General features: G+C 42.1%; 22 protein-coding genes. 7 read left to right on the plus strand and 15 right to left on the minus strand.

The window, feature by feature from the left end; genetic code table 11:
* Positions 1-5 precede the first annotated feature (5 nt).
* The 4 genes from B3R63_RS08465 to B3R63_RS08480 all read right to left on the minus strand — a co-directional run bounded on the left by B3R63_RS08465 (position 6) and on the right by B3R63_RS08480 (position 6,257).
* The gene (locus tag B3R63_RS08465) at positions 6-191 is read right to left on the minus strand and encodes a hypothetical protein (protein WP_286729750.1); all 186 of its coding nucleotides are present in this window, start codon (positions 189-191) and stop codon (positions 6-8) included.
* Positions 188-1,897 (minus strand): FAD-dependent monooxygenase, encoded by a 1,710-nt coding sequence (locus tag B3R63_RS08470; RefSeq protein ID WP_286729751.1) that lies wholly within the window; start codon positions 1,895-1,897, stop codon positions 188-190. The genes B3R63_RS08465 and B3R63_RS08470 overlap by 4 nt, the downstream gene beginning before the upstream one ends.
* A 647-nt stretch (positions 1,898-2,544) precedes the next feature.
* Positions 2,545-3,933, minus strand: coding sequence for an MFS transporter (locus B3R63_RS08475; protein ID WP_286729753.1), 1,389 nt, complete (start codon positions 3,931-3,933; stop codon positions 2,545-2,547).
* 47 nt (positions 3,934-3,980) lie between these two features.
* Positions 3,981-6,257, minus strand: a complete 2,277-nt coding sequence (locus B3R63_RS08480; RefSeq protein WP_286729755.1) for a cytochrome P450/oxidoreductase — start codon at positions 6,255-6,257, stop codon at positions 3,981-3,983.
* Between the two features lie 159 nt (positions 6,258-6,416).
* On the opposite strand from B3R63_RS08480, the gene B3R63_RS08485 reads away from it, so the two are divergent.
* On the plus strand, positions 6,417-7,058 hold the full coding sequence (locus tag B3R63_RS08485) for a helix-turn-helix domain-containing protein (RefSeq protein ID WP_017400806.1): 642 nt from the start codon (positions 6,417-6,419) through the stop codon (positions 7,056-7,058).
* A gap of 276 nt (positions 7,059-7,334) precedes the next feature.
* Positions 7,335-8,603, plus strand: coding sequence for an MFS transporter (locus tag B3R63_RS08490; RefSeq protein ID WP_286729758.1), 1,269 nt, complete (start codon positions 7,335-7,337; stop codon positions 8,601-8,603).
* A gap of 51 nt (positions 8,604-8,654) precedes the next feature.
* Here the strand turns inward: B3R63_RS08490 and B3R63_RS08495 are convergent, their stop codons facing one another.
* Positions 8,655-9,152, minus strand: a complete 498-nt coding sequence (locus tag B3R63_RS08495; RefSeq protein ID WP_005027342.1) for a DUF2505 family protein — start codon at positions 9,150-9,152, stop codon at positions 8,655-8,657.
* 144 nt (positions 9,153-9,296) lie between these two features.
* On the minus strand, positions 9,297-9,584 hold the full coding sequence (locus B3R63_RS08500) for a hypothetical protein (protein ID WP_286729761.1): 288 nt from the start codon (positions 9,582-9,584) through the stop codon (positions 9,297-9,299).
* 158 nt (positions 9,585-9,742) lie between these two features.
* Here B3R63_RS08500 and B3R63_RS08505 point away from each other — a divergent pair, with 158 nt between their 5' ends.
* Positions 9,743-10,207: a copper resistance protein NlpE N-terminal domain-containing protein gene (locus tag B3R63_RS08505; protein ID WP_284908424.1), complete on the plus strand. Its 465-nt coding sequence runs from the start codon at positions 9,743-9,745 to the stop codon at positions 10,205-10,207.
* Between the two features lie 26 nt (positions 10,208-10,233).
* Here B3R63_RS08505 and pnuC read toward each other — a convergent pair whose 3' ends face one another.
* The 5 genes from pnuC to B3R63_RS08530 all read right to left on the minus strand — a co-directional run bounded on the left by pnuC (position 10,234) and on the right by B3R63_RS08530 (position 13,769).
* Positions 10,234-10,806, minus strand: a complete 573-nt coding sequence (pnuC, locus tag B3R63_RS08510; protein ID WP_075040325.1) for a nicotinamide riboside transporter PnuC — start codon at positions 10,804-10,806, stop codon at positions 10,234-10,236.
* A 125-nt stretch (positions 10,807-10,931) separates the two neighbouring features.
* Positions 10,932-11,273 (minus strand): FKBP-type peptidyl-prolyl cis-trans isomerase, encoded by a 342-nt coding sequence (locus tag B3R63_RS08515; RefSeq protein ID WP_005019015.1) that lies wholly within the window; start codon positions 11,271-11,273, stop codon positions 10,932-10,934.
* Positions 11,274-11,396: 123 nt separating this feature from the next.
* Positions 11,397-12,020 carry an MgtC/SapB family protein gene (locus B3R63_RS08520; protein ID WP_286729765.1) on the minus strand — a complete coding sequence of 208 codons (624 nt, stop codon included), beginning with the start codon at positions 12,018-12,020 and terminating at the stop codon, positions 11,397-11,399.
* 102 nt (positions 12,021-12,122) lie between these two features.
* On the minus strand, positions 12,123-12,653 hold the full coding sequence (locus B3R63_RS08525; protein WP_005019006.1) for a YaeQ family protein: 531 nt from the start codon (positions 12,651-12,653) through the stop codon (positions 12,123-12,125).
* Between the two features lie 93 nt (positions 12,654-12,746).
* Entirely contained in the window at positions 12,747-13,769 is a 1,023-nt protein-coding gene (locus B3R63_RS08530; RefSeq protein ID WP_005027351.1) for a CobW family GTP-binding protein, read from the minus strand.
* A gap of 909 nt (positions 13,770-14,678) precedes the next feature.
* Between B3R63_RS08530 and B3R63_RS08535 the strand changes: the two genes are divergently transcribed.
* Entirely contained in the window at positions 14,679-14,909 is a 231-nt protein-coding gene (locus tag B3R63_RS08535) for a hypothetical protein (protein ID WP_005019002.1), read from the plus strand.
* 182 nt (positions 14,910-15,091) lie between these two features.
* Here B3R63_RS08535 and B3R63_RS08540 read toward each other — a convergent pair whose 3' ends face one another.
* The 4 genes from B3R63_RS08540 to betI all read right to left on the minus strand — a co-directional run bounded on the left by B3R63_RS08540 (position 15,092) and on the right by betI (position 19,565).
* Positions 15,092-15,616: an acyl-CoA thioesterase gene (locus B3R63_RS08540; RefSeq protein ID WP_005018999.1), complete on the minus strand. Its 525-nt coding sequence runs from the start codon at positions 15,614-15,616 to the stop codon at positions 15,092-15,094.
* A 195-nt stretch (positions 15,617-15,811) separates the two neighbouring features.
* Positions 15,812-17,467: a choline dehydrogenase gene (gene betA, locus B3R63_RS08545; protein WP_414630839.1), complete on the minus strand. Its 1,656-nt coding sequence runs from the start codon at positions 17,465-17,467 to the stop codon at positions 15,812-15,814.
* A gap of 15 nt (positions 17,468-17,482) precedes the next feature.
* A complete protein-coding gene (gene betB, locus B3R63_RS08550; protein WP_286729770.1) occupies positions 17,483-18,958 on the minus strand; it encodes a betaine-aldehyde dehydrogenase in 1,476 nt (491 codons plus the stop codon).
* A 25-nt stretch (positions 18,959-18,983) separates the two neighbouring features.
* Positions 18,984-19,565: a transcriptional regulator BetI gene (betI, locus tag B3R63_RS08555; RefSeq protein ID WP_248087151.1), complete on the minus strand. Its 582-nt coding sequence runs from the start codon at positions 19,563-19,565 to the stop codon at positions 18,984-18,986.
* 235 nt (positions 19,566-19,800) lie between these two features.
* Between betI and B3R63_RS08560 the strand changes: the two genes are divergently transcribed.
* The 3 genes from B3R63_RS08560 to B3R63_RS08570 all read left to right on the plus strand — a co-directional run bounded on the left by B3R63_RS08560 (position 19,801) and on the right by B3R63_RS08570 (position 23,373).
* Positions 19,801-21,840: a choline transporter gene (locus B3R63_RS08560; RefSeq protein WP_026443985.1), complete on the plus strand. Its 2,040-nt coding sequence runs from the start codon at positions 19,801-19,803 to the stop codon at positions 21,838-21,840.
* Between the two features lie 20 nt (positions 21,841-21,860).
* On the plus strand, positions 21,861-22,478 hold the full coding sequence (locus B3R63_RS08565) for a MarC family protein (RefSeq protein ID WP_005018990.1): 618 nt from the start codon (positions 21,861-21,863) through the stop codon (positions 22,476-22,478).
* 208 nt (positions 22,479-22,686) lie between these two features.
* The gene (locus B3R63_RS08570; RefSeq protein WP_101161222.1) at positions 22,687-23,373 is read left to right on the plus strand and encodes a pirin family protein; all 687 of its coding nucleotides are present in this window, start codon (positions 22,687-22,689) and stop codon (positions 23,371-23,373) included.
* The last annotated feature ends 47 nt before the right edge of the window (positions 23,374-23,420 follow it).

The raw sequence follows: 23,420 nt of genomic DNA on the forward strand, positions 1-23,420 counted from the left end.
AGATATTAATCTTCAAATACTTTTGCCTGGTTAATCAGTCTTAAAAATATAGGGCTGTCTTGAATCTGGTTTGCACTGAGTAAAGCCAGCTTGACCAGAAACAGCTCACGTTTTTCTGCATCCAGATGATCAATACTTTCTGCCAGATGGTCATATACCTGTTCCAGGTCTTCAATCCGAATATTACTCATGCTGCTACTCCTTTTGTTAGCTGACAAAACTGCTCAAAAGTTTGGGTAATGGCAGAGTTCCTATAATGCAGCCAGCGGCCATGAATATGATGATCAGGACGTATCAGGTAAATTGAACCACTTTGTGCAAAAAAATGTTCTGCTGCAAGTTCTGCAGTGATCTTTAAAGTCATCTCTGCGTTATGTACTGTCTGGCCATCCAGCGCAAGTGCAATAATCTGCACAGGAATAGCACAGGCTTGTAATGCTTTAATTTCAGTATAAAGACCGGCAGGAAGTTCGCCCTGCTCTGTGAAAACCAGAACGTTGAACTTACCATCGATCCGGTCATACAAAAATGAACCATCTACAGTTTTAAGATTAGGAATCAAGGCACCATTTTCAGTCAGTTCATTCATGCTGGCATTGTCATCATTTTGACTGTTCAAAGGTGAATAGCTATAGGCATGTGGCCGTGATGTACGCCAATGATAGAGTGGACGTACAAATTCGTGTTCTAGCGATAAAGACAGTACTGCGTTGCGTAGCAAGCGGTAGCCTTGGGTGGGTGGTGCCATAAAGCGGGTAGATTTCCCGGCCTCAGCAATAATCTCCCGCACTGCTCCAACCCGGTCGAAGGTATAACTTTCTAAAAACTCGCGGGATGCCCAGCCTTGAATTACACCGGCCAGTTTCCATGACAGATCTTTGGCATCCTGAAAGCCGGTATTGGCACCGCGCACGCCAAAAATTGGTAACAGATGCGCAGCATCACCAACAAATATAATGCGGTTATGCACATAATTGTCGAGTGTTAACGCACGTGCCGAATAGACTGTACTCCAGTCCATTTCCCACTGTAAATGTTCCTGTCCAATCATTTTGAGCTGGTCATTGACAGCCTTGCTCAGATTTTCCGGTTTGAGTGCTTCTTCCGGACTGATACTTGGATCAAGCTGATAGTCAAAACGCCAGATATGATCTGGTTCGCGGTGCATGAGAATGGTATTGCCCGGGTTCCAGTCCGGTGAGAAAAAGGCCAGACGTTCGGTCGGATAGTCCAGCTTGATACGAATATCCGCAATAACAAAGCGGCCTTCATAGCTGGCGCCTTGCATCCGCAGCTTCATCTGTTCGCGTAATGCAGAGCGTCCTCCATCTGCTGCAACCACCCAGCTACTTTCATGCTGATATTCACCTTCTGGAGTATGGATGGTTAAAGTGACTGTTTCATCATTCTGTTCATGTGCAATGACCTTATTACCCCAGCGAATCTCAATATTATCCTGCTCATGTATGGTCTCAAGCAAGTAACTTTCCAGCCAGTTCTGCTGCAGATTATTTAATGGTGCGAACTGATCATGTGAGCCAGATGGTGAAGCCATTCGAAAAACCACCTGTCCTTTATAAATAGAGTTGCCATGTGTCCACGGTAGGGCTTTTTGCATGATACGTTGGGCAGCGCCAGCAGACTGTAAGATTTCCATAGAGCGCCTGGTGTATACCAGTGCCCGGCTACCTTCAGATAACTGCTGTTCAGCAGACAGTAGAACGACCTGTATACCTTGTCTGGCTAGCAGTAATGCTGTTGCCATACCAATTGGTCCTGCTCCTACAATAGTTACTGTACCTGTTTGGGCAACAGTCTTTTGCGGACTATGAAAGTAGGGATAAACCTGATAAGGATAATAGAGTGACTTTCTTAGCTGCGTTTCGGGAAAATGCATATTTGAACTCCTTGTCATGTTTTTTAACGCAGCATTGCTCAAACTGCGTGCTTTCTTCTATTTCTTCTAATAGTTTCTGCTTTTTCTTTCTATAGCATTTTTATGCGATTTATAGCATCTTCAAGAGCCCAGTAAATTACGATAAACATAATTAAATTACTTTTACCGTAAAATATAATTTTTAGTATGCTAAGTTTTAGAGTAAAAATCAAGCATTTTAAAAGTCAATCAGGCCTACTACTAAAATCTATAAAAATATATATTTATCAAAAAATTAATATAATATTTTTTTAAATTTAAACAATCACAATCTGTTTTTATTGGTTGATTTTTTATTTATATAAAGGAGCAAATATTATAAGTATCATTCGATGACCGATATAAATAAATAAGTCTGTCGGGTCACATAATTTCCCATAAAGCATACCTAAAATTCAGATTCCTTGCTCATTCTCCCGTTAATTTTATATTGAACTGCCCACCCTCATTTTAATTTCCAAAAATAATATGGCATTTTTGGAACTGAACAATCCGGTTTATCAAACAGTAAAATCGACCAGGCATAGAGTAGACATCTAGTACAAAAATTTATGGTTTAGATCAATAAAATATAAAAAGCCTCCCGTAGGAGGCTATATAGCTTGCTATTATTTATGCCAGATAAATGGCGACTGATTCTGTTCTGCCTCATGATCTGCACCTAGTGGCATGCCGGTACGGTCCTTGAGTAAACAGATGGCTATAAGGGCAAAACTCGCCATCATCATTAAGTAAACAGTTACCAATGTGGTCGAATTTGAAACACTAATGAGCCAGGCTGCAATCAGGGGTGCGAAAGCGCCGCCGATGATAGAACCAAGTGAATAAGTAATTGAGATTCCCGAGAAACGAATCGAGGCAGGGAATAATTCGGTATAAACAATTGCATTGATACCATGGGTAAAGCCAACGCCCATTGACAGCAAAAACAAGGCAATAGCAATACCAGAGTAGGTTGCTGTATCGACCAGAGGGAATACTACAAATGCCGCACCCAGCTGTAGTAATGCCCCTAGAATATACATTTTCTTGCGCCCAAACCGGTCAGACAGGCTGGCAGAAATACAGGTAAATGCAGCCCATACAATCGCAGATAACGTTACGAGCGTTAAAATGGTCGAGCGTTCCAGTGCAATCGGTCCGGCCGGGTTCGTTGTATAATTCTGGATGAAGCCCCCAGTCGTCATATAACCCAGTGCGGTTGTTCCAGCACATAGTAGTGCCGCAAGCAGTACTGAAAGCTTATGATGCTTAAATAGGGTTTTAATTGGATGTGGATTGGCAGACTTACGCTGCTTGATTTCTTCAAATACTGGACTTTCACCAATAGAACGACGTATCCAGTGGCCAATCAACAGTAGCAACAAGCTAAGCAGAAATGGAATGCGCCAGCCCCACTCAACAAAGGCATCCCCTGGTGAGACCCAAGCTGTCATAATCACTAATACCAGAGAAGCCAGCAATAGTCCGAATGGAATACCTAGCTGCGGAAATGAACCAAAACGCCCGCGCTTGTTTTCTGGTGCATGCTCAACAGCCATCAGGACCGCCCCGCCCCATTCTCCACCAGCTGAAATTCCTTGTAGAATCCGCAAGATGATCAGGATAATAGGGGCTGCAATACCGATTGAGGCATAGGTAGGAAGCAGACCGATCAATGCTGTAGCGCCACCCATCAATATAAGGGTAATTACCAGCATGGCACGACGCCCGAGTTTATCCCCATAGTGGCCGGCAATAAATGCACCTAAAGGACGAAATAAAAAGCTGATTCCAATAGAGGCAAATATCAACAAATTGGCCACCACTGGTCCGGCAGGTGCAAAGAATAGCTGGTTAAAGACCAGGCCTGCCACTGCGGCATAAATAAAATAGTCATACCACTCGATTGTGGTTCCAATAATAGTGGCATAGGCAACTTTTTTGTCAGCCTGTGTATGAACCTGTTGAGGTATAGCACTGACATCCGTCAGCGCTACAGATTTAATCTGATCCATTTTAGTTTTCCTTTTATCATTTTCCCTGAATTTGTTGTTATTACCATTTAAAGCTTGAGTTTGAGTTTTCCTTTTCCTCGTGAACAGCAACTGATTACTGATTTCATTCCGTCACGCTCGGCTCGGGTCAATACCTTGTCGCGATGATCAATTTCACCTTCTTCAACCGGAAGCTGGCAGCTTCCACATAAACCCTCGGTACAGTCAAAGCTGACATCAATTCCTTTGTCCAGCAAACAGTCCAATAAGGTCTGGTCCCGGGCTACTGTCAGTGTTAAACCGCTATCCAGTAGTTCAACTTCAAAGTCGGTATCATTTTCATATAAAAAGAGGTTCTTCCCTGAACCAAAATGCTCGACCGTGAGCTGAACCTGTGACAAGTCTTCGGTATAGTTGATCAAGGTATCAAGTAATGCTTCCGGACCACAGGCGCATACCTGTGTACCGGCAGGCAACGCTGACAAGAGCTGTTGCAGATTTATCCGTTTACCTTCAGAAGAAATGTAGAGTTCGGCAGCACTACCATGTGCAGCAACTTCCTTAAGTAATGCCATACTAGCCCGCTGGCGTGAAAGATAAATTAGCCGGTAAGGGCGCCCCTGTTCACGTAAACTGTTGGCCATGCTCAGAATAGGAGTAATACCTATCCCCCCCGCGATCAGCACATACTGGCTCGCCTGTAAATTTAATTTAAAAAAGTTTTTGGGTCCCTTAATGTAGATCTGTTCTCCTGCTTTTAAATACTGATGAATCCATTGTGAACCACCCCGGCTTTCTGGCTCTCTCTTTACAGCAATCGTATAAAATTGATCAGTCACTAAACCGCATAGAGAGTACTTACGGCTCAGGCCATTAGGCAATACCAGTTCAATATGTGAACCGGCACTCCAGCGTGGTAATTCTTCACCGTGTATAGCAGCCAGCTCAATACGTATAATATCTTCTGCTTCAGGATAAACTGCCTGAACACGTACCGGGCGGGTCATGGCCTTGAGATCAGGCGCTCCAATAGGAAAACTGGTAATTTGTCTGGCAGTTTGTTCTGGCTGGGCATGCCACTCAGTCCACAAGGCCTCTGGTCCTCTGAACGAGGTATTGGCCAGATAGGTAAATTCCTGCTCGCAGAGTTTCAGGTCTGGTATACGGCGTGACAGTTCTTCAATGAAAATACACATTTCCATACGGCCGATATTCTTACCCATACACTGGTGTGCACCGTAACCGAATGTCAGATGTTCAATAGCATTATCACGATAAATATCCAGCTCATCGGCATTTTCAAAATGAAGTTCATCATGATTAGCAGAAGCCGACACCAAAAACAATTTATCGCCTTTCTTAAACTTGACTCCACTGACTTCACTCTCGGTAGTGACCTGTCTGCGCCAGGCCACTACAGAACCTGAATGCCGTAAACACTCCTCGACTGCACCCGGAATCAGCTGCGGGTTATCACAGATTTTTTTCCACACTTTCCGGTCAGCTAAAAGTAGTTTTAATGCATTGGCAGAGGCTAGTGCGGTAGTTTCATGGGCGGCAACCATAATAGCCATCATCATTGAATGCAGATAATTGTCTGTCACTACCTCTGGCATTACACGATTTTTAGCAATCATGTCATACATCCAGCCTTTACCTTCTGGATTATGTTTCATTTTCTCCAGCACACGGCCAGAGTACTCCCAGAATTGTCCTACTCCCTCGGCAACTTCCAACTGCTGTTCTAATGTTGGTCTTCCCCAGGTATTAACGGTATGAGCAACCGCAAATTTACGTAGTTCCTGCATGTCATCTTCAGGTACACCCAAAAAGTGTAACGCTACCATTAAGGGTATTTCCCAGAGCATTTCCTGTACCAGATCTGCCCGTCCCTTATAAATAAATCCGTCGACTTTCTTCCTGACCAGTTCTCTGACGAAATATTGATGCTCTTCAAGATTCTGTGGTGTAAAAGCATCCATTAAGGCACGACGCCGTTCCATGTGAACCGGTTCATCTTCATTTACCAGTGTACGATTCATACCATAATTATATTTTTCGAGAATTTTTAATGCTTCAGGGCAAGAAGGCGTCAGTTTCTCGAGTGCATTACAGGCAGAAAAGGTAATAGGATCACGAAAAATTGCTTTGACATCTTCATAACGGGTCACAATCCAGTAACCCATCGCTTCAGAGAAAAAAATCGGGAGCTGTGCACGAAACTCCTTCAGAGCCAATGCAGGGTCTTGCTGATATGGCACTGCAAACATGTCAAAGTTTTTACCCTTCTGTTGTAACTCGGCATGAAAAGGGCATTGCCCATGCATAGGTACTTTTACGTTCATCCTGAACTTCCTGTTCTATTATCGTACATTATGTTCTAATATAGTAAAAGAATAAATAATGAGCAGACATGTTGTCAATTGGCTAAAATGTCTTTTTGCAATTGTTTACTATTTAAGACAGACCCAAATCCGGGTTGACCAAGCGGAGTAGAAAAAGAATTGGAGACCTTACAGACGCTGGAACGGGGCATTCATGCATTAGAACTGATTGCCAGACATCAAGGCCAGTTGACCGTAGCGCAGCTGGCTGAACTATTAGAGATTAACCGGACTATTGCCTACCGTATTACCCGGACCTTAACTCATTTAGGTTATATTAAAACCAATGAAAATCTGGGGCTGGAGCTCAGCAGCAAGATTCAGGATTTATATCACTGCTATGAAATGACGATTCCATCTAATAGCCAGCAGATTCTGAATAGTCTGTCTAATCGGACTCAAGCCAGCGCATCGCTAGTAATTGCTGAAGGATCAGACTGTGTAGTAGTTAAAACTGCATCGACTGGTTCCTCTTATTTACGTATTAATTATCAGCTGGGTTCACGGCATCCGATTGGTACAGCTGCAGCTGGTATTGCAATTGCTACAACCTATCCGCCTCAACCGGAGGAGAAAGGAGAAATCAAGCTAGCCCGCCAGCTTGGTTATGGTTATTCTGAAGGTCGGCTGCAATCTGGAGCCGTAGGCCTGTTTATGCCAATTCCAGAGCGGCATATGGCTATTGGAATTGTCAGTATTGGAGAAGTTAATAAAGAAGCCGTTTTAGAGGCCTTAAATGATGCGGTACGGGCTTTAAACTAAGCCCCCCTGTTCAAGCATAGTATTATCTTTATTTATTTTACCCAGAAGCTGGCTTAAAGAATATTTTAATAATTTTCGTTAGCAGGCTAAAGTTAAAAATAAAGATGCTATGCTCACAGTGTTCGACTTAATAGAAAAGTAAACTAAAATTACTCTTGGCCCATGGAGCTGGCATATAAAATTTTGTTAACTATGCTTTAAAAAAGATTGATTAATCATCTAATTAACATTTTATTACAATCAGTTAAATTTAATATATTTTATGGAATTCAATGCATGGAAGCACATTCAGGTTTAAGTGCGCAGGATAAACGTACCCTTGGATTATCATCCTTGGGGGGCGCACTCGAATTTTATGATTTTGTCATTTATGTTTTTTACGCCAAAATTATTTCAGAGCTATTCTTTCCAATTGGTCTGAGTCCTTTTTGGGCTATGCTGAATACTTATGGAATTTTTGCAGCCGGTTATTTTTTCAGGCCCTTAGGGGGCGTAGTTATGGCTCATTTTGGCGATCTGGTAGGACGCAAACGTCTCTTTAGTTTATCTATCTTGCTGATGGCATTGCCGACTTTAGTCATTGGCCTGATGCCTACTTTTGAAAGTATTGGCTATGCTGCCTCTTTATTATTACTTCTAATGCGGGTAGTACAAGGTATTGCAATTGGTGGAGAAATACCGGCTGCCTGGACTTTTGTATCAGAACATGTGCCCGAGAAAAAGATTGGCTTTGCTAATGGCCTGTTAACCGCCGGACTTTCACTGGGAATTCTACTTGGTGCCCTGATGTCACTATTTATTTCCCTTAAATTTAGTGAAACGCAGATTCATGACTGGGCATGGCGCATTCCATTTATTATTGGTGGTGTATTTGGACTGGTTGCTTTATATCTGCGATCTTACTTGAAAGAGACACCCATTTTTAAAGCCATGCAGGCACGTAAAGAACTGTCTAAAGAGTTACCGGTCAAGCAGGTACTCGCTCGCCACAAGACAGCAGTTGTTATTGGCATGATGTTTACCTGGTTTCTAACTGGTTGTGTAGTGGTACTGATTTTAGCAATGCCTAACTTGCTTACCGGCGCTTTCGGTATTGAACGCTCAGATGCCTTTACCATGCAAAGTGCTACTATTGTTATGCAGATGGCAGGCTGTATTCTGGCGGGACTTTTGGCTGACCGTTTTGGTGCCGGGAAAGTTATTCTGATCGGTTCATTCTGCGTCGCTGCGATTGCAGGAATTTTTTATACCAGTCTGGGTCATGTGTCACAGTCAACCATTTTTATATTGTATATGCTGCTCGGACTGTTCTCAGGTACGGTCGGTATGGTGTCTTACAGTATGGTCAGAATGTTCCCTGCCCAGATTCGTTTTTCGGGAATTTCATTTTCTTATAATGTCGCTTATGCAATTGCAGGTGGCCTGACCCTGCCACTGGTACAGTGGCTGAGCCTCTACAGTAAAATTGGTGCAATGTACTATATTTGGGTGGTATGTCTGGTGGCATTTTTTACTGCCATAATTTACAGATCAAAATTTGAATAAGTCTGTTGTCCCTCATTCTTTTTAAGTTAAATGAATGAGGGACAAGCACCCCTAGGCCTGCAAGTTCTTTCTGAGCTCATCTTCTACAATTTCTATTTCGATATCGCTAAACTTGCGGATTTCACCTTCAGCATGTTTCTCCAGCATTCCACCGATTAATGGCACTTTTACTTTGACCTGCCAGTCCAGTTTTATATGAATCTGCTGGTCATCACCAGTTACACTACGGTCACAACTTGCCTCCAGTGGCAGGTTGGCGCCAAGTGCCACTGTCGAGGTTAGTGCTTCAAGATTGGTAATATCTGTACGTCTCAGACGAAAAGCATCTTTTAATAATTTTTTGGCAATGTCTGGAATATTGACATCCAGATTATAAGCACGCTTGAGTGTATAAATCCCCTGATCAATCCTGGATTCCAGAATTTCCAGCTTATCCCCTGGAATACGTCTACAGACTTTTTCATGCAGTGAAGTATCGGCACTCAGCCGTTTAAAATCACTCAGAGAAACACCTGGAATAGTGGCATAAACAGTAAAACGATGTGCCATGATTTAATCCTTTCTTTTTTATTGTAGACTCTGTCGCAAAGTGATCCATTCAAATTGCGCTGTTAAACCCTTTTGATTATTAAACAGGGTTAAAACATTATAATAGTTCGATTAAATCCTGATTCTTCAGATCTGTCATTGACTTTAATAATACTGATCTTTCCGACTGATGCCAGAACATACCATATTTTGCCCGGTACAGGTCATATTTAAAGTATATTGCCGGTATTCAATTATGGCATAAAATTCTTCGGCTCCATCGTCAAGCCCGCTTGCAAACCAGACCGTACCTTTAGGAAACTCTGCTAGCCATACTGCCTTGTAAAAATCAGAAATTGAATCAAATTGCAGATAACGCTCAGGCTCAGTCATGATTTTCTCTGCAACCCGAAAAAATTGCTGTTCCTGAGTCTGAATAAAATCAATTAGCATATTACTTCTACTTACGACATTAAATGAGCCTAGTACTTATTATATAAACCTTCTTTAAGCTAGACTGCATAATTGTGCTGTTAAAATGATTTAACAGGTGAAGTTTAAAAAGAATTTATGTAACATTATAACAATTTAATACTTCTTTCCGGTAAGCCATGAAAAAAGCACTTCTGACCTCTTTTGTTGCAGCAAGTATTTCTTTTGGCTGTTCCAACCAGACGACTAAACCTGAACAGAAAACCTCTGCGGTTAAAACCGACCAAGGCCAGACAAGCGATCCCAAACTGCAAGCTTGGGTTGGGAAATATGAAGGAATAATCCCCTGCGCTACTTGTATTTCACGTTGTGAAGGCTGTGACAGTATGGGCGTAGACCTTGAACTGCATCCTGATATGAGTTTTAAACTGGTGCGCACCAGCTATAGCATTCAAAGTGCTGCCGAGGTCTACACCGGACATTTTGAATTTTTAGATGGTGATAAACTTAAAATTCAGCTAAATGAAGTAAAAGACCGTAATATTCTGGTATTGGGTGCAGATTATACCGAAATTATAGATACTAAATCCGGCCAGCCCTATGCAGCTTATCCAGATTTTCAGCTGGAAAAGATTAGCAGCTAGACAAGAGTTTAACAGTCAAACAGTACTTAGCTGGCTTGTAGCTGTTTTTGTTCAATCTGTTTCCATTGCCACCAGCCAAATAAAGCCAGCCCGACAAATCCTGCATATAAACCTGCTGTCAGCAGCAAATCTTTATAGATAAACATTCCAACATAAATAATATCAATCCATACCCAGAGCATCCAGGTAGCAATATATCTACGACTGGTCCAGTATGTAGCAAGCAAACTAAAAGCAGCCAGCTGCGCATCTAGCAATGGAACAGCAGCATCTGTCCAGTATTTTAAAATCAGTCCGAGTAGCAGCCCTAAAACTGCTGAGAGTAAAAGCTGTAATATTACCAGCTGCCTGGCAATAGAAATGATCTTGATTTCATGACTCTGCTGATGATCTGTCCACCAATGGTACAAACCATAAAAATTCATAATTATAAATATTCCCTGTAAAAGGGTTTCTCCGTACAGTTTAAATTCAAAAAACAGGTAAGCATATAAGGTACATGCCACAATATTAAAGCCCCAACAGAGTATATTTCGCTGAATGGTAAGAGCTACTCCTATCACACTCATCAGAACAGCAAAGATTTCTAAGGGGGTCATGGTATTTTTCCTATAGGAAAAGGACTATTTTTATTTAACACGGTAAAATCCGCAAATCATCTGTTTAAGCACAACCAAATAAAAAGCCCGCTACCGGGCTTTTTAAAAGCTCTTAAAGACCGCAGTTATTCATCACGGGTTTTCACATCAAATAATTCAATTTCGAATATCAGGTTCGAATTAGCCGGAATAATTTTGCCCATTTTTCGCTCTCCATAGGCTAAATGTGCGGGAACCAGCAATTTACGTTTTCCACCTACCTTCATACCCATAATACCTTGATCCCAGCCTTTAATGACTCGGCCCGTACCAATCACACATTCAAAGTAATTACCACGATCAATCGATGAGTCAAATTTTGTTCCGTCTTCCAGCCAGCCAGTATAATGGGTGGTAATCAGTGCGCCTTTTACTGCTTCCTTACCAGAGCCCACTTTCAAATCTATAATTTCCAGTTCATTGGACATTTAATACACTCTAAATCGTCATATTGCATTTATTATAACTGAAACTTGGTCAGTCTTTTTCCGAGTTCATGCTTTTTGAAGACAAGTTGGAATTCAGAATATTTTGAAAGGCTAGAATTTTATCTAGAAACTTAAACGTTTAATCCGCGGGTCCTGACTCAGTTCTTCAACCAATAAATTATGTCGCTGGCGTTTACCACTTATATTCCAGTGCAAAATAATTTCATCGGGCTTTAGAACCTGCAATACATGCTTGGCCTTCAAGCCATACTGCTTAAAGAGCTGCTCATAATAATGTGATAATCCCTGCTCATAATGACAAATCATTTTATAGTCACGGATTAAATTGAATTCTTCTACCAGTTTTTCAAGGTAGGTTAACAGGCTTAAGATCACCAGTACCAGTATGGTGCCATACAGGCCTAAAGCAATATAGCCTGCGCCAATTGCCATGCCTAAAGCCGCGACCATCCAGATAGTGGTCGCGGTAGTAATACCCGAAATACGGTTTTCATCTTTAAAAATAACGCCAGCACAGAGAAAACCCAGTCCAGTCAAAATATTTGCAGCAATACGGTCATCACTAACCTCCCCAATTTGCCGAGACAATATGGTAAACAGGCAGGAAGCCATACTGACCATAATCATAGTACGTAGGCCGGCGGTCTTATTTTTATATTCCCGTTCCAGCCCGATGACTGCGCCTATTGCTGCGGCACATAACAAATAATAGAGTTCACTGTCCATAGCGCGAAGAATCTTGCTTTTATATTAAACATGATCTAAACAACAGGTCCTGAATGAGGCAAGCCTTTTTAATAAATTTCCATCATGAATAAAACACTTCTATTACTTGAGTTGTTGCCACTCAATTACAGCTTGTGCATGGTTACCAATTAAGGTCCATTCACCATCCATTACATTGAGCTGTAGTTGCATGGTTCGTTCACACAAGGCTTGTAACGCCTCAGTAGAAGCCTCAGAAATCTGCCATACTTCGACATTATCCAAAGTTTTTATCTTGCTGTTCTTTTTCCACCAGTCCGACACCTGGCTGCCATAGGCTATAATGGCGACCTGCTTGCAGCGTGAACTGGCTTTTTTAACTTTATCTTCATCCGGACAGCCTACCTCAATCCATTTTTCCAATTGCCCCGTTAAGTCCTTTTGCCACAAGGCTGGCTCATTGGTCTCAAACAGGTCTTTGGTAAACTCAAGCTGCTCATCAGCAAACCGAGCAAAAGCAGCAATACGTACCATCAAGCGTTCAATGGTTTCAGATGGATGCAAAGCCAGAGTCAGTTGATGGTCACTGTACTGGTGTGTATCCATATTGGCAATATTCAGGTCTGCCTTATATATTGTTGCTTTTAACGCCATAACGGTATCTTCATCATAAAAGTATAAATGGCGCCAAGCATAGCAAAAAAATAGGTCTATTTATTTTAAGTAATGGCCATCTCAAGGAAAATTTTAAATCTGGCTATTTTCCTCGGCTATATTTAACTGTGCAGCCAAAAGGCTCATCTCAAAATTTTCCCAATTACGATTTTCATCTGTAATTATCTCTATCCGGTTATCTATCCCTTCTTCACCTGACTTGTAATTCAGCTGTTGCGGATTGAAGTTAAAATAGATCCAGCCCTGATCAGTATTAAAGATCCCTTTGATTCTCAGCCAGTTTTCGGTTGTACAAAACAGATCCAGCAAAGCATAAAAATCAAATTGCCAGCGCTTAGGTAATTTCCAGCCCGCTACACTATAACCTTGTGCAGTTTCTACATAATGATAAGGTAACTTTTTAATTGGTTCTTCACTCAGCAGTGCTGTTTGTAAACGCTGTACTTTAAGCAAAGGCTGTAACTTGCGCTGTATACCCTGATACAGCAAATCAATTTCTGCCAGATCAAGCTGCCCCTGTTCGGCCATTATCCAGTCTTGGCCATAGGCCGCATATTCCTTTTTGAGCTGTTCTAAAGCCTCCCCATCAGCAAAACTCATCAGATCACCATGTGAAACCACTATGATTTGTGCGGCTTTAAGCTGATCCTGATAAAGGTTTTGGCTTACCCACTCCTGTTCGTGTAAACGTGAACCATCCAGCACTGTCACCAGAGCACGAACGGTAAGCGTCTGTTGCCAATGAGGCTCAGTAAGCTGTTCGAGTAACTGGGCCGGATGTCCAAGCCCAGTAGGTTCAATAAATAGCCGGTCTGGCTTGGTTTCAGATAACAGTCTTGAAAGAGCAATCTGCATAGGAAGCTGGCTGCTACAGCATAAACACCCTCCCAGCAGCTCCTTTATTGCGTACCCCTGCTGCTGAGGTAACAGTTGTTGGTCAACTCCGATCTGACCAAATTCGTTCATTAAAATAGCCCAGGTTTCATGCTTTGGTTTCTGCCTCAACAGATGTTGTAACAGTGTGGTTTTTCCTGCACCTAGAAAACCGGAAATAATGTGGGTTGGTATTGCGGCTGGTGTCTGAATCAACTTCACGAAAATTACTCTGCTTAATGAAAATAGTAGACAAGGGATCTCAATTTTATACTGGTGACCTATTCATACCATAGGTTCAGTTTTTACTTGGACTTGCATTGAAATCTGAACATAAACAAATTATTCAGGCTTAATCTTACTCTTATAAAGCTTGCGAAATCTTTTTAATTTAAGTTTTTACTTTTTAACTGCTCTCCGCCATGTATCTATTCAAATAATCCTCTTTCAAATTTATTTTTCTTTACTATATACAGATGGAAAAATAATTTTCAAAAACACCGTACTACTGTTTTAAAATTCTGAACCATTCTATAGCTGTGTTTTGTTGACCAGATTTATGTGATTTTAAGAGTTTTAGGCTCATATTAAATATAAATGATGAACATAATAATTTTTATTTGCTTACATTTAAGATCAATTTTTAATCAATTTAATTTAAATATAGTTTATTTTCTCAAGATATAAGATTTTTACTGGATTTTTATAATAATTTTTAGAAAAATAAAGAAAGAACCTTAAATTAAGCAAATTATTGAATTGTTTAATAAATTTAATTTCTATGATTGTTAAATTTTATTGATTTATAAAAAATATAAGAAATAACCAATCATTGCTATAAAAATATATCACCTCTATTGTGTATTTAGGTTAATTTATTGATCAAATATTAATCTAATTTACATGATTTTATACATTTTAGTATGATTTATCATTTAATTTTTTACATTAAACTTACATTAAATCCTTAATTGTGTTTTGAGTGTAACCGTAAAGTTACGCTTTGTATGAATTATTGCAGGCTCAGAAAAGGGAACATAGCATGACATCCAACCCAGAAGTCCTGAACATATACACTGTTGAGGGATATGTACTGGGTTCTTTATTGTTTACAAATAAAAGGATGCCAATATGAAACTTGTTAAAACATTACTTGCTACTACTCTTGCTCTAACTGCTGCTACCAGCTTTGCTGCAACTGCTAAAGATCAGTCAGCTACTGAAGAAAAAGTGGTTGTTTCAACTCAGGAACAACCAACTGCTGCTGGTACAGAAAGTGCAGCTGCTCAACCTACAACTGCTCAGCCTGCATCTGAAAGTGCTGCTGAAGAAGCTAAAGATTCTGTTGCTCAGCCACAGTAATTTTATGTTTTAGTGACATCATTTTTTTAAAGCTGTATAAAAGTTTTAAAGAAATAGGTCAAGCCTTGCTGCGGCTTGGCCTTTTGCTTTTTAGTACATTATGATTGAAATATATTTATTTAAGTTTAAATAAGAGATATAAAAAATGATCGCCGGAGCGATCATCTGGTAAATATATTGGCTTAACTTGGGGATGTTGTCTTTTTATAAATACTGCAAGAAGGATGATGATGCTCTTGCAGGCGTAACACCTTACGCTGTTCAGCAGCTTCAAAGCGGCAACGTTTCCAGTCATTGTTCAAATTCAGTGGAGGAACCTGACGTGGTTTACCCTGCTCATCTACGGCAACCATAGTAAAATAACAGCTATTGGTATGGCGCACTGTACGCTTTTGAATATTCTGTGCTTCTACCCGTATGCCAATTTCCATTGAAGTACGGCCTACATGGTTTACGCTGGCCAGAAAAGTCACTAGCTCACCAACATGAATGGGTTCTTTAAAATTTACCTTATCTACAGACAGCGTCACCACATAACTTCCTGAATAGCGGCTGGCACAAGCATATGCCACCTGATCCAGTAGCTTCAGAATCGTTCCTCCGTGGACATTACCTGAAAAGTTAGCCATATCAGGCGTCATCAGGACAGACATTGTAAGTTCAGATTGATCATCTGTAGCAGGAACGACTTGATCTAATGGTGACATTGTCTCTTTGTCTCATCTATAACTGGGATATTTAAGGGACATTATTATATCGCTTTTCACTGAAAAAACATGTTCAAAGCGGCAAATCACCTGTAACAATAAAATAAGTTATTTAAAAACATATTAATAGACGCTTTGAGGCTTTTAATGAGTACATCTGCCTGAATAGAAAAGCCGGCAGATGCCGGCTTTTGTTTAACTTGCCCGATAAAATGGGGCCTGTGATTTGGGTAAAGGGGGCCGGTTACGAATCCGGTCAGCCAGTTTTTCTGCAATCATGATGGTGGTTGCATTCAGATTCCCGGTCATAATCACGGGCATGATAGACGCATCAACTACTCTTAAACCATTTATGCCGTGAACACGGCCCTGACCATCAACTACAGCCATATCATCTTCACCCATTTTACAGCTACAGGAAGGATGATAAGCTGTTTCTGCATGATTACGCACAAATTCATCCAGTTCAGCATCAGATTGTAAGTTTTTACCCGGGCTAATCTCCTCCCCACGATATGCATCTAATGCCGGCTGATGCATAATTTCTCGGGTGATACGGATTGCATCACGAAATTCTCGCCAGTCCTGCTCAGTACTCATGTAATTGAACAGGATACTCGGATGCTCAAATGGGTCTCTGGATTTAAGCTTGATCCGGCCCCGTGAAGGTGAACGCATAGAGCCAACATGGGCCTGAAAGCCATGTTCTTTCACCGGATTAGAACCATTATAGTTAATAGCAACCGGTAAGAAATGATACTGGATATTGGGCCATGTAAATTCATCTGAACTGCGAATGAAACCACCTGCTTCAAACTGATTGCTGGCTCCAATACCTTTTCCTAAAAGCAGCCACTCAGCACCAATTGCTGGCTGATTATGCCACTTTAACGCAGGATAAAGTGAGACCGGTTTTTTGCATCTGTATTGCAGGTACATTTCCAGATGGTCCTGCAAGTTCTCGCCCACCCCAGGCAAGTCATGTACTACCGGTATATCCATTGACTTCAAAAAAGTACTCTGTCCGATGCCTGAGCGCTGTAAGATTTGCGGTGAAGCAATAGCTCCTGCACACAGTAACACTTCATTTCTAGCATATACCTGATGTAGTTGAGCAGTATTTGCACCTTGAATATATTCAACGCCAATAGCACGTTTGCCCTGAAATAAAATTTTGTTAGTCGTGGCATGAGTCAGGATCGTGAGGTTCGGACGGCCCTTCGCCATATCCAGGTAGCCACGCGCTGTACTGGAACGTCGGCCTTGCGGTGTTACAGTACGATCCATAGGACCAAAACCTTCCTGCTGGTAGCCGTTCAAATCATCAGTACGTGGATAACCAGCCTGTACCCCTGCCTCAACCATAGCATGGAATAACTCATTATTGCCCTGTTTAGGGGTGGCTACAGAAACGGGACCTGAATCTCCATGATAATCATTGCCACCAATATCACGTGTCTCTGCTTTTTTATAGTAGGGCAGACAGTTTGAATAGCTCCAGTCTTCTAAACCTTTAAAGCTGGCCCACTGTTCCAGATCCATGGCATTACCCCGGATATAACACATGCCATTAATAAGTGAAGAGCCACCTAGACCTTTACCGCGGCCACATTCCATACGGCGGTTATTCATATGGGGCTCAGGGTCAGTCTGATAAGCCCAGTTGTAACGACGACCCTGCAAAGGATAAGCCAGAGCAGCCGGCATCTGGGTACGAAAATCCAGACGGTGATCCGGTCCACCTGCCTCTAGCAAAAGGACACTGGTCTGCGCATCTTCAGTTAAGCGTGCTGCCAGTACGTTACCTGCGGAGCCGGCACCGATAATGATATAGTCATATTCTTTCTGCACAATATCCTCTCCTGATCAGGCTTTGAAAATAGACTGAAATGGTTGCAGTTCTACCTGTACCGATTTGAGCTGGGTATAATTTTGCAGGGTCTGGATACCATTCTCACGCCCTACACCAGACTGTTTGTATCCTCCAACAGGCATTTGTGCAGGCGATTCTCCCCACGTATTGATCCAGCAGATTCCGGCTTCAAGTTGATGAATCATTCGATGTGCCTGTGCCAGATCTGAACTTACTACTCCCGCGGCAAGTCCGTAATGGGTATCGTTAGCGCGCTGAATGACTTCTTCTTCATTCTCATAATTCAAGATACTCATGACCGGCCCGAAAATTTCCTGCTGCACAATCTCCATCTCGTCATGACAGTCAGTAAAAATAGTGGGTGCAACGAAAGCACCCTTGGCCAGTTCATTTGCAGTAAGCCGATGCCCCCCGGTTAATACACGTGCACCCTGCTGCTTACCGCGCTCAATAAAGTCCAAGACTTTCTGCATATGAGGAAAACTGACAAGCGGACCAAAATTAGTATCAGGTTTTAAGGGATCTCCTATCCGGATATATGGAATCCGCTCCAGAAGCTTTGTTTCAAAAGCTGACTGTAATTTTTTAGGGATAAATACCCGAGTACCGTTAGTACACACCTGACCTGAACTGAAAAAGTTTGCCATCATCGCGATATCGGCAGCCAGATTCAGATCGGCATTTTCACAAATAATCAGAGGTGATTTCCCACCCAGTTCCATCGTTACATCTTTTAAAGAAGAACCTGCTGCTGATGCCATAACTTTCTTACCGGTTTCTACCCCACCGGTAAACGAGATTTTCTGAATATCAGGATGTTCCGTCAGATACTGCCCGATTTCTCCCGCACCAGTTACAACATTAAAGACACCGGCTGGCACGCCAGCCTCAGTATAAATTTCAGCCAGTTTCAGGGTCGTCAGTGGTGTAGTTTCACTGGCCTTAAATACCATCGCATTTCCGGCAGCTAAAGCTGGGGCAGATTTCCATAAGGCAATCTGAATTGGATAATTCCAGGCCCCAATCCCTGCTACCACCCCTAATGGTTCACGGCGGGTGTAGGCAAATGAACCCTCACGTAATGGAATCTGCTGCCCTTCAAGCATCGGTAAAATTCCAGCATAATATTCAAGTACATCGGCTCCAGTCACAATATCGACCGTTGAAGTTTCACTATATGCCTTGCCACTATCGAGGCTCTCAAGCAATGCAAGCTCATCATTACGTTCACGTAAGATGCTGACTGCTCTTGCTAAAATACGTGAACGTTCAACCAAGGTCATAGCTGCCCAGATTTTCTGACCCTTTTGTGCAGATATAACTGCCCGGTCAATATCATCTTTGGTACAGACTTGAACCTCTGCCAGAACTTCACCATTGGCCGGGTTAATGGTCTTAAAAACATCAGGAGAAGAACTGTCTGTAAATTGTCCGTGGATGTAGGGACGTTGCAGATTGAACTTCGACATGAGAAATCTCCTTTTGTTGTGATTTTTAATATGCAAGCTTGTGATCGATGTATTGCTCACAGATCCGGATGGTTTCATCGATCCTGAGCGGTGTTTGGCTTAATGCGCCGCGTAACCAAAAACCATCGATCAGTGCAGCAAGTCCAAGAGCTGCATCTTCGGCCTGTTTTTCATCCAGACACTTGCAAAATTCGTGTTTAAGGCTGGAATACAGCCATTGCTCATTGACTTGCTGTAATTCATGTAAATCCGGTTGATATAAGCTAACCGACCAAAAAGCTAGCCAAGTTTTCATGGCAGCCTGATTTATCTGTGAGGGCGAAAAATTGCCCCGCACGATGGCCATGAGCCGGGCTTTGGGAGAAGCTTCTGTCTGGCTTAATGCCTGTGCCACTGCAGTTTCCAACTGCGCCAGCAAATACTGCATGGTGGCAAAAATAAGACCATGCTTGTCTTTAAAGTAATGACTGATAATACCGGTCGATACACCTGCTCTTTTGGCAATCTGGGAGATTGAAGCCTCAGCAAGGCCTAACTCGTTAATAGCTTCCAGTGTGGCATCAATCAGTTGTTGGCGACGAATCGGTTGCATTCCAACTTTAGGCATCGGTCTTATCTTCCAAAATACAGAACAAGTGTGAACTGCTACATATTTTATCTTTATTTTTATTGAACGTTCAATTAAAAAAAACTATAGTTTTATAGCAAAGATGTACAGCACACTTTATTTTTGGACCCGTTGTAGCTTTAAAACCAAGCTATTTACTTAAAAAAACTGTTTAAAAAAGAATAAAGTGTACTGTAAATCCGAAATTTACATATTCTTTGGAATCTCGAGATTTATGGCGAATAAAACAGTCGAGCAGCCGAGGGACAGCCTGAATAAGGTGGTCTTTTACGTTTCTGCTTCACTCATTCTACTGTTCTCTACTATTACTATTTTATTTAATGAACAGGCAAATTATGTCATTACAGCTGTACTAAACTGGGTATCCAGTACATTTAGCTGGTATTACCTCCTCGCAGCTACCCTGTATATGGTCTTTGTTATTTTTATTGCCTGTTCACGTTATGGCAATATTAAACTTGGACCCAAGCATTCAAAGCCGGAATTTAGTCTGCTCAGCTGGTCAGCAATGCTGTTCTCCGCCGGAATCGGTATCGATCTGATGTTTTTTTCGGTGGCTGAACCACTGTCACACTATATTAATCCGCCAGTAGGTACGGGCGAAACTTATGCAGCTGCGCGGCAGAGTATGGTCTGGACCATGTTTCACTATGGCTTGACTGGCTGGTGTATGTATGCCCTGATCGGTATGTCACTGGCTTATTTCAGCTATCGCTATAATTTGCCTTTAACCATTCGTTCTGCGCTTTATCCCATCTTTGGTAAAAGAATTAATGGTGCCTTGGGTCATACGGTCGATACGGCTGCGGTACTGGGAACAATTTTTGGTATAGCTACCACTTGTGGTATTGGTGTTGTACAGCTTAACTATGGCTTACACGTACTTCTTGGCCTGCCAGAGAATTTATGGGTCCAAACTCTGCTAATTCTAGTGGCTGTAATTATCTGTATTATCTCGGTCACGTCTGGTGTAAATAAAGGTTTGCGGATACTTTCCGAAGTCAACATTTATGTGTCAGTGGGTTTGCTTATTTTTATATTGCTGTTGGGCAATACCCAGTTCCTGCTGAATGCCCTAATTCAAAATTTCGGCGATTATCTTAGCCAGTTTCCAAAACTTACTTTAGAGAGTTTTGCCTTTGAACAGCCAACAGAGTGGATGCAGAGCTGGACACTGTTTTTCTGGGCCTGGTGGGTGGCATGGTCTCCTTTTGTGGGTCTATTTCTGGCACGTATTTCCCGAGGGCGCACCATCCGTGAATTCGTCTGTGGCACCCTAATCATTCCTTTGCTGTTTACCATGACTTGGCTATCCATCTTTGGTAATAGCGCCCTTCATAGTGTAATTTTTGAAGGCAATATTCAGCTTGCCGAGACAGTAATTGCCAACCCGGCCCACGGTTTTTATGATTTGCTGGCCCAGTATCCGGGCTTTCCATTTATTGCTTCAGTGGCCACTATTACTGGTCTCTTGTTCTATGTGACTTCAGCCGATTCAGGAGCACTGGTGCTGGGGAACTTTACAACGAAATTTACCCACATTGACCATGATTCACCCCGCTGGCTCAGCATTTTCTGGTCAGTTGCGATTGGCCTGCTTACGCTGGCAATGCTGATGGCAAACGGTATTACAGCCCTACAAAATGCCACTATTATCATGGGACTGCCCTTTAGCTTTGTAATTTTTCTGGTTATGGCCGGTTTATATAAATCATTACGTCTGGAAGATTTCCGGCAAGCCAGTACCAGTATGAACGCCGCTCCTGTGGTGGGCAATGTCGATATTTTTAACTGGAAAAAACGTCTGAACCGGGTTATGCACCATCCGGGAACTACCGAAACCAAGCGTATGCTGGATGAGGTCTGTTTGCCCGCCATGCAGGCTGTAGCAGATGAACTGATGAAACGGGGTGTTGAAGCCAGTGTAGAACAAAAACTGCTTGAAGATGAACTGCCGCTTTATCATCTGGATATTATTATTCATTTAGAACAGGAACAGAATTTTATTTATCAGATCTGGCCGATACGCTACATCACACCCAACTTTAGTGAACGTGGCAAACGTGGTAAACGCCACTATTACCGTCTGGAAAGCTATCTCTATGAAGGTTCCCAAGGAAATGACCTGGTTGGTTACAGTCGCGAACAGGTGATTAACGATATTCTGGATAAATATGAACGTCATATGATGTTCCTGCACATTAACCGGATTAGTCCGGGTACACGGCCACTTTTCCCAGATCCAGATGCTTAAACTCAATACGGATGACTCCAATGAACCCAGATGCAATCCATTCATTTGCCCTGTTCTTTTCACTGCTCAATCCTTTCCTGATGAGCATTTATATGCTGGGAATTATCCGCACTTCTGAGGCAAAAACGTTTAATACAGCGCTGATTACAGGCAGTCTGATCAGTTTCATGGTTTTTCTGCTTTTTGCCTGGGGTGGTGAAACGGTATTTAACCAGTATCTACATGTGCGTTTTGAATCTTTCCAGATTTTTGGTGGCCTGATCTTCTTAGTAATTGGCTATCGGTATGTTTTTGAAGGTGCAGAAACTATTGGCGTTATGCGTGGAGCACCCGAGCATTTGGCCGGCACAATTGCCATGCCCTTTATGATCGGGCCAGGGACTATCAGTGCAGCAGTCATTACCGGTATGAAAATGTCTATACTAGAGACAGCGGCAGTCATTGCATTTACCCTGTTACTCAGTTGTAGCCTGCTGATCCTGATGAAATATGCACATGATCATTTACAGAAACGTTCGACCCGTTATGTAGATATGTACACTGCAATTGTCGGACGGCTGGCTGCCTTACTCATTGGTACAATTGCAATTGATATGGTGATTACTGGTGTAGTAGGAATCTGGACAGACATGGTTTAAATACCAATTATTTTGGCAGGTAATTTTCAGCTAATTTACTGTGCCTTTTAATAGAAAAACCAGAATTTTTAATTGAGTGTATGGAAAGATACAGATCAGCTCTTATCGTTCCAAAAATGCTACGTTTCGTTATAGCTATACGGGTTTATCGCGCCACTAAAAACAATAAAATAGATAACAGATAAAACAGATATATAGAGGTGTCAAAATGAATGCTTATTTACACCGCAGTGAAAACCGGGGTCATGTGCAGGCAGGCTGGCTCGACACAAGACACAGCTTTTCCTTTGGTCAGTGGTATGATCCAAAATACATGGGTGTCAGTGCATTACGTGTTATCAATGACGACCGGATTGCGGCCCATAACGGCTTTGGTACGCATTCCCATGACAATATGGAAATTTTAACCTGTGTCCTGTCTGGAACTATTTCTCATCGCGACAGTATGGGTAATGAAGGCCAGATTCATGCCGGTGAATGGCAACTCATGAGTGCAGGCCATGGCGTTCAGCACAGTGAAATTAATAATCATGATGAGCCCGTACATCTGCTCCAGATCTGGATTCATCCTAATATCAAAAATGCTGAGCCAAATTATCAACAGATCAGTCTGGACCCGGGCAAACATCCGGACCAGTGGCATCTGATTGCCGGACCAGAAGCAAATGCACCAATGCACATACGTCAAGATGCAGAGGTTAAAACTGCTGTCTTGCAAAAAGATGCTTCTCTAGAGATTGCTGCAAAGCATAAGATCAACTATGTTCATGTAATTGAAGGCTGTGTGCAAATTGGTGAATATACCGTAAATGCGGGTGATGCTTTAGTTTTCGAAGCTGAAACTGAAGTTAAAGCCCTAGCAGACAGCCGCATGATCTGGTTTGATTTACCTTAACTTTTTAAAGTCATAATTAACAAAAAGGAAGGGCTTGCCCTTCCTTT

The sequence above is a fragment of the Acinetobacter sp. UBA1297 genome (assembly GCF_002307755.1).
Lineage (GTDB): Bacteria > Pseudomonadota > Gammaproteobacteria > Pseudomonadales > Moraxellaceae > Acinetobacter > Acinetobacter radioresistens.

What these genes read in the sequence shown, in the direction of transcription:
- B3R63_RS08500 (WP_286729761.1), bottom strand. Translation starts at nt 9,584, where the DNA reads ATGCTAATTGATTTTATTCAGACTCAGGAACAGCAATTTTTTCGGGTT.
- B3R63_RS08560 (WP_026443985.1), top strand. Translation starts at nt 19,801, where the DNA reads ATGGCGAATAAAACAGTCGAGCAGCCGAGGGACAGCCTGAATAAGGTG.
- betB (WP_286729770.1), bottom strand. Translation starts at nt 18,958, where the DNA reads ATGTCGAAGTTCAATCTGCAACGTCCCTACATCCACGGACAATTTACA.
- B3R63_RS08495 (WP_005027342.1), bottom strand. Translation starts at nt 9,152, where the DNA reads ATGGCACATCGTTTTACTGTTTATGCCACTATTCCAGGTGTTTCTCTG.
- betI (WP_248087151.1), bottom strand. Translation starts at nt 19,565, where the DNA reads ATGCCTAAAGTTGGAATGCAACCGATTCGTCGCCAACAACTGATTGAT.
- B3R63_RS08480 (WP_286729755.1), bottom strand. Translation starts at nt 6,257, where the DNA reads ATGAACGTAAAAGTACCTATGCATGGGCAATGCCCTTTTCATGCCGAG.
- B3R63_RS08520 (WP_286729765.1), bottom strand. Translation starts at nt 12,020, where the DNA reads ATGGACAGTGAACTCTATTATTTGTTATGTGCCGCAGCAATAGGCGCA.
- B3R63_RS08465 (WP_286729750.1), bottom strand. Translation starts at nt 191, where the DNA reads ATGAGTAATATTCGGATTGAAGACCTGGAACAGGTATATGACCATCTG.
- B3R63_RS08535 (WP_005019002.1), top strand. Translation starts at nt 14,679, where the DNA reads ATGAAACTTGTTAAAACATTACTTGCTACTACTCTTGCTCTAACTGCT.
- B3R63_RS08515 (WP_005019015.1), bottom strand. Translation starts at nt 11,273, where the DNA reads ATGTCCAATGAACTGGAAATTATAGATTTGAAAGTGGGCTCTGGTAAG.
- B3R63_RS08540 (WP_005018999.1), bottom strand. Translation starts at nt 15,616, where the DNA reads ATGTCACCATTAGATCAAGTCGTTCCTGCTACAGATGATCAATCTGAA.
- B3R63_RS08570 (WP_101161222.1), top strand. Translation starts at nt 22,687, where the DNA reads ATGAATGCTTATTTACACCGCAGTGAAAACCGGGGTCATGTGCAGGCA.
- B3R63_RS08565 (WP_005018990.1), top strand. Translation starts at nt 21,861, where the DNA reads ATGAACCCAGATGCAATCCATTCATTTGCCCTGTTCTTTTCACTGCTC.
- B3R63_RS08525 (WP_005019006.1), bottom strand. Translation starts at nt 12,653, where the DNA reads ATGGCGTTAAAAGCAACAATATATAAGGCAGACCTGAATATTGCCAAT.
- pnuC (WP_075040325.1), bottom strand. Translation starts at nt 10,806, where the DNA reads ATGACCCCCTTAGAAATCTTTGCTGTTCTGATGAGTGTGATAGGAGTA.
- B3R63_RS08470 (WP_286729751.1), bottom strand. Translation starts at nt 1,897, where the DNA reads ATGCATTTTCCCGAAACGCAGCTAAGAAAGTCACTCTATTATCCTTAT.
- B3R63_RS08505 (WP_284908424.1), top strand. Translation starts at nt 9,743, where the DNA reads ATGAAAAAAGCACTTCTGACCTCTTTTGTTGCAGCAAGTATTTCTTTT.
- B3R63_RS08475 (WP_286729753.1), bottom strand. Translation starts at nt 3,933, where the DNA reads ATGGATCAGATTAAATCTGTAGCGCTGACGGATGTCAGTGCTATACCT.
- B3R63_RS08490 (WP_286729758.1), top strand. Translation starts at nt 7,335, where the DNA reads ATGGAAGCACATTCAGGTTTAAGTGCGCAGGATAAACGTACCCTTGGA.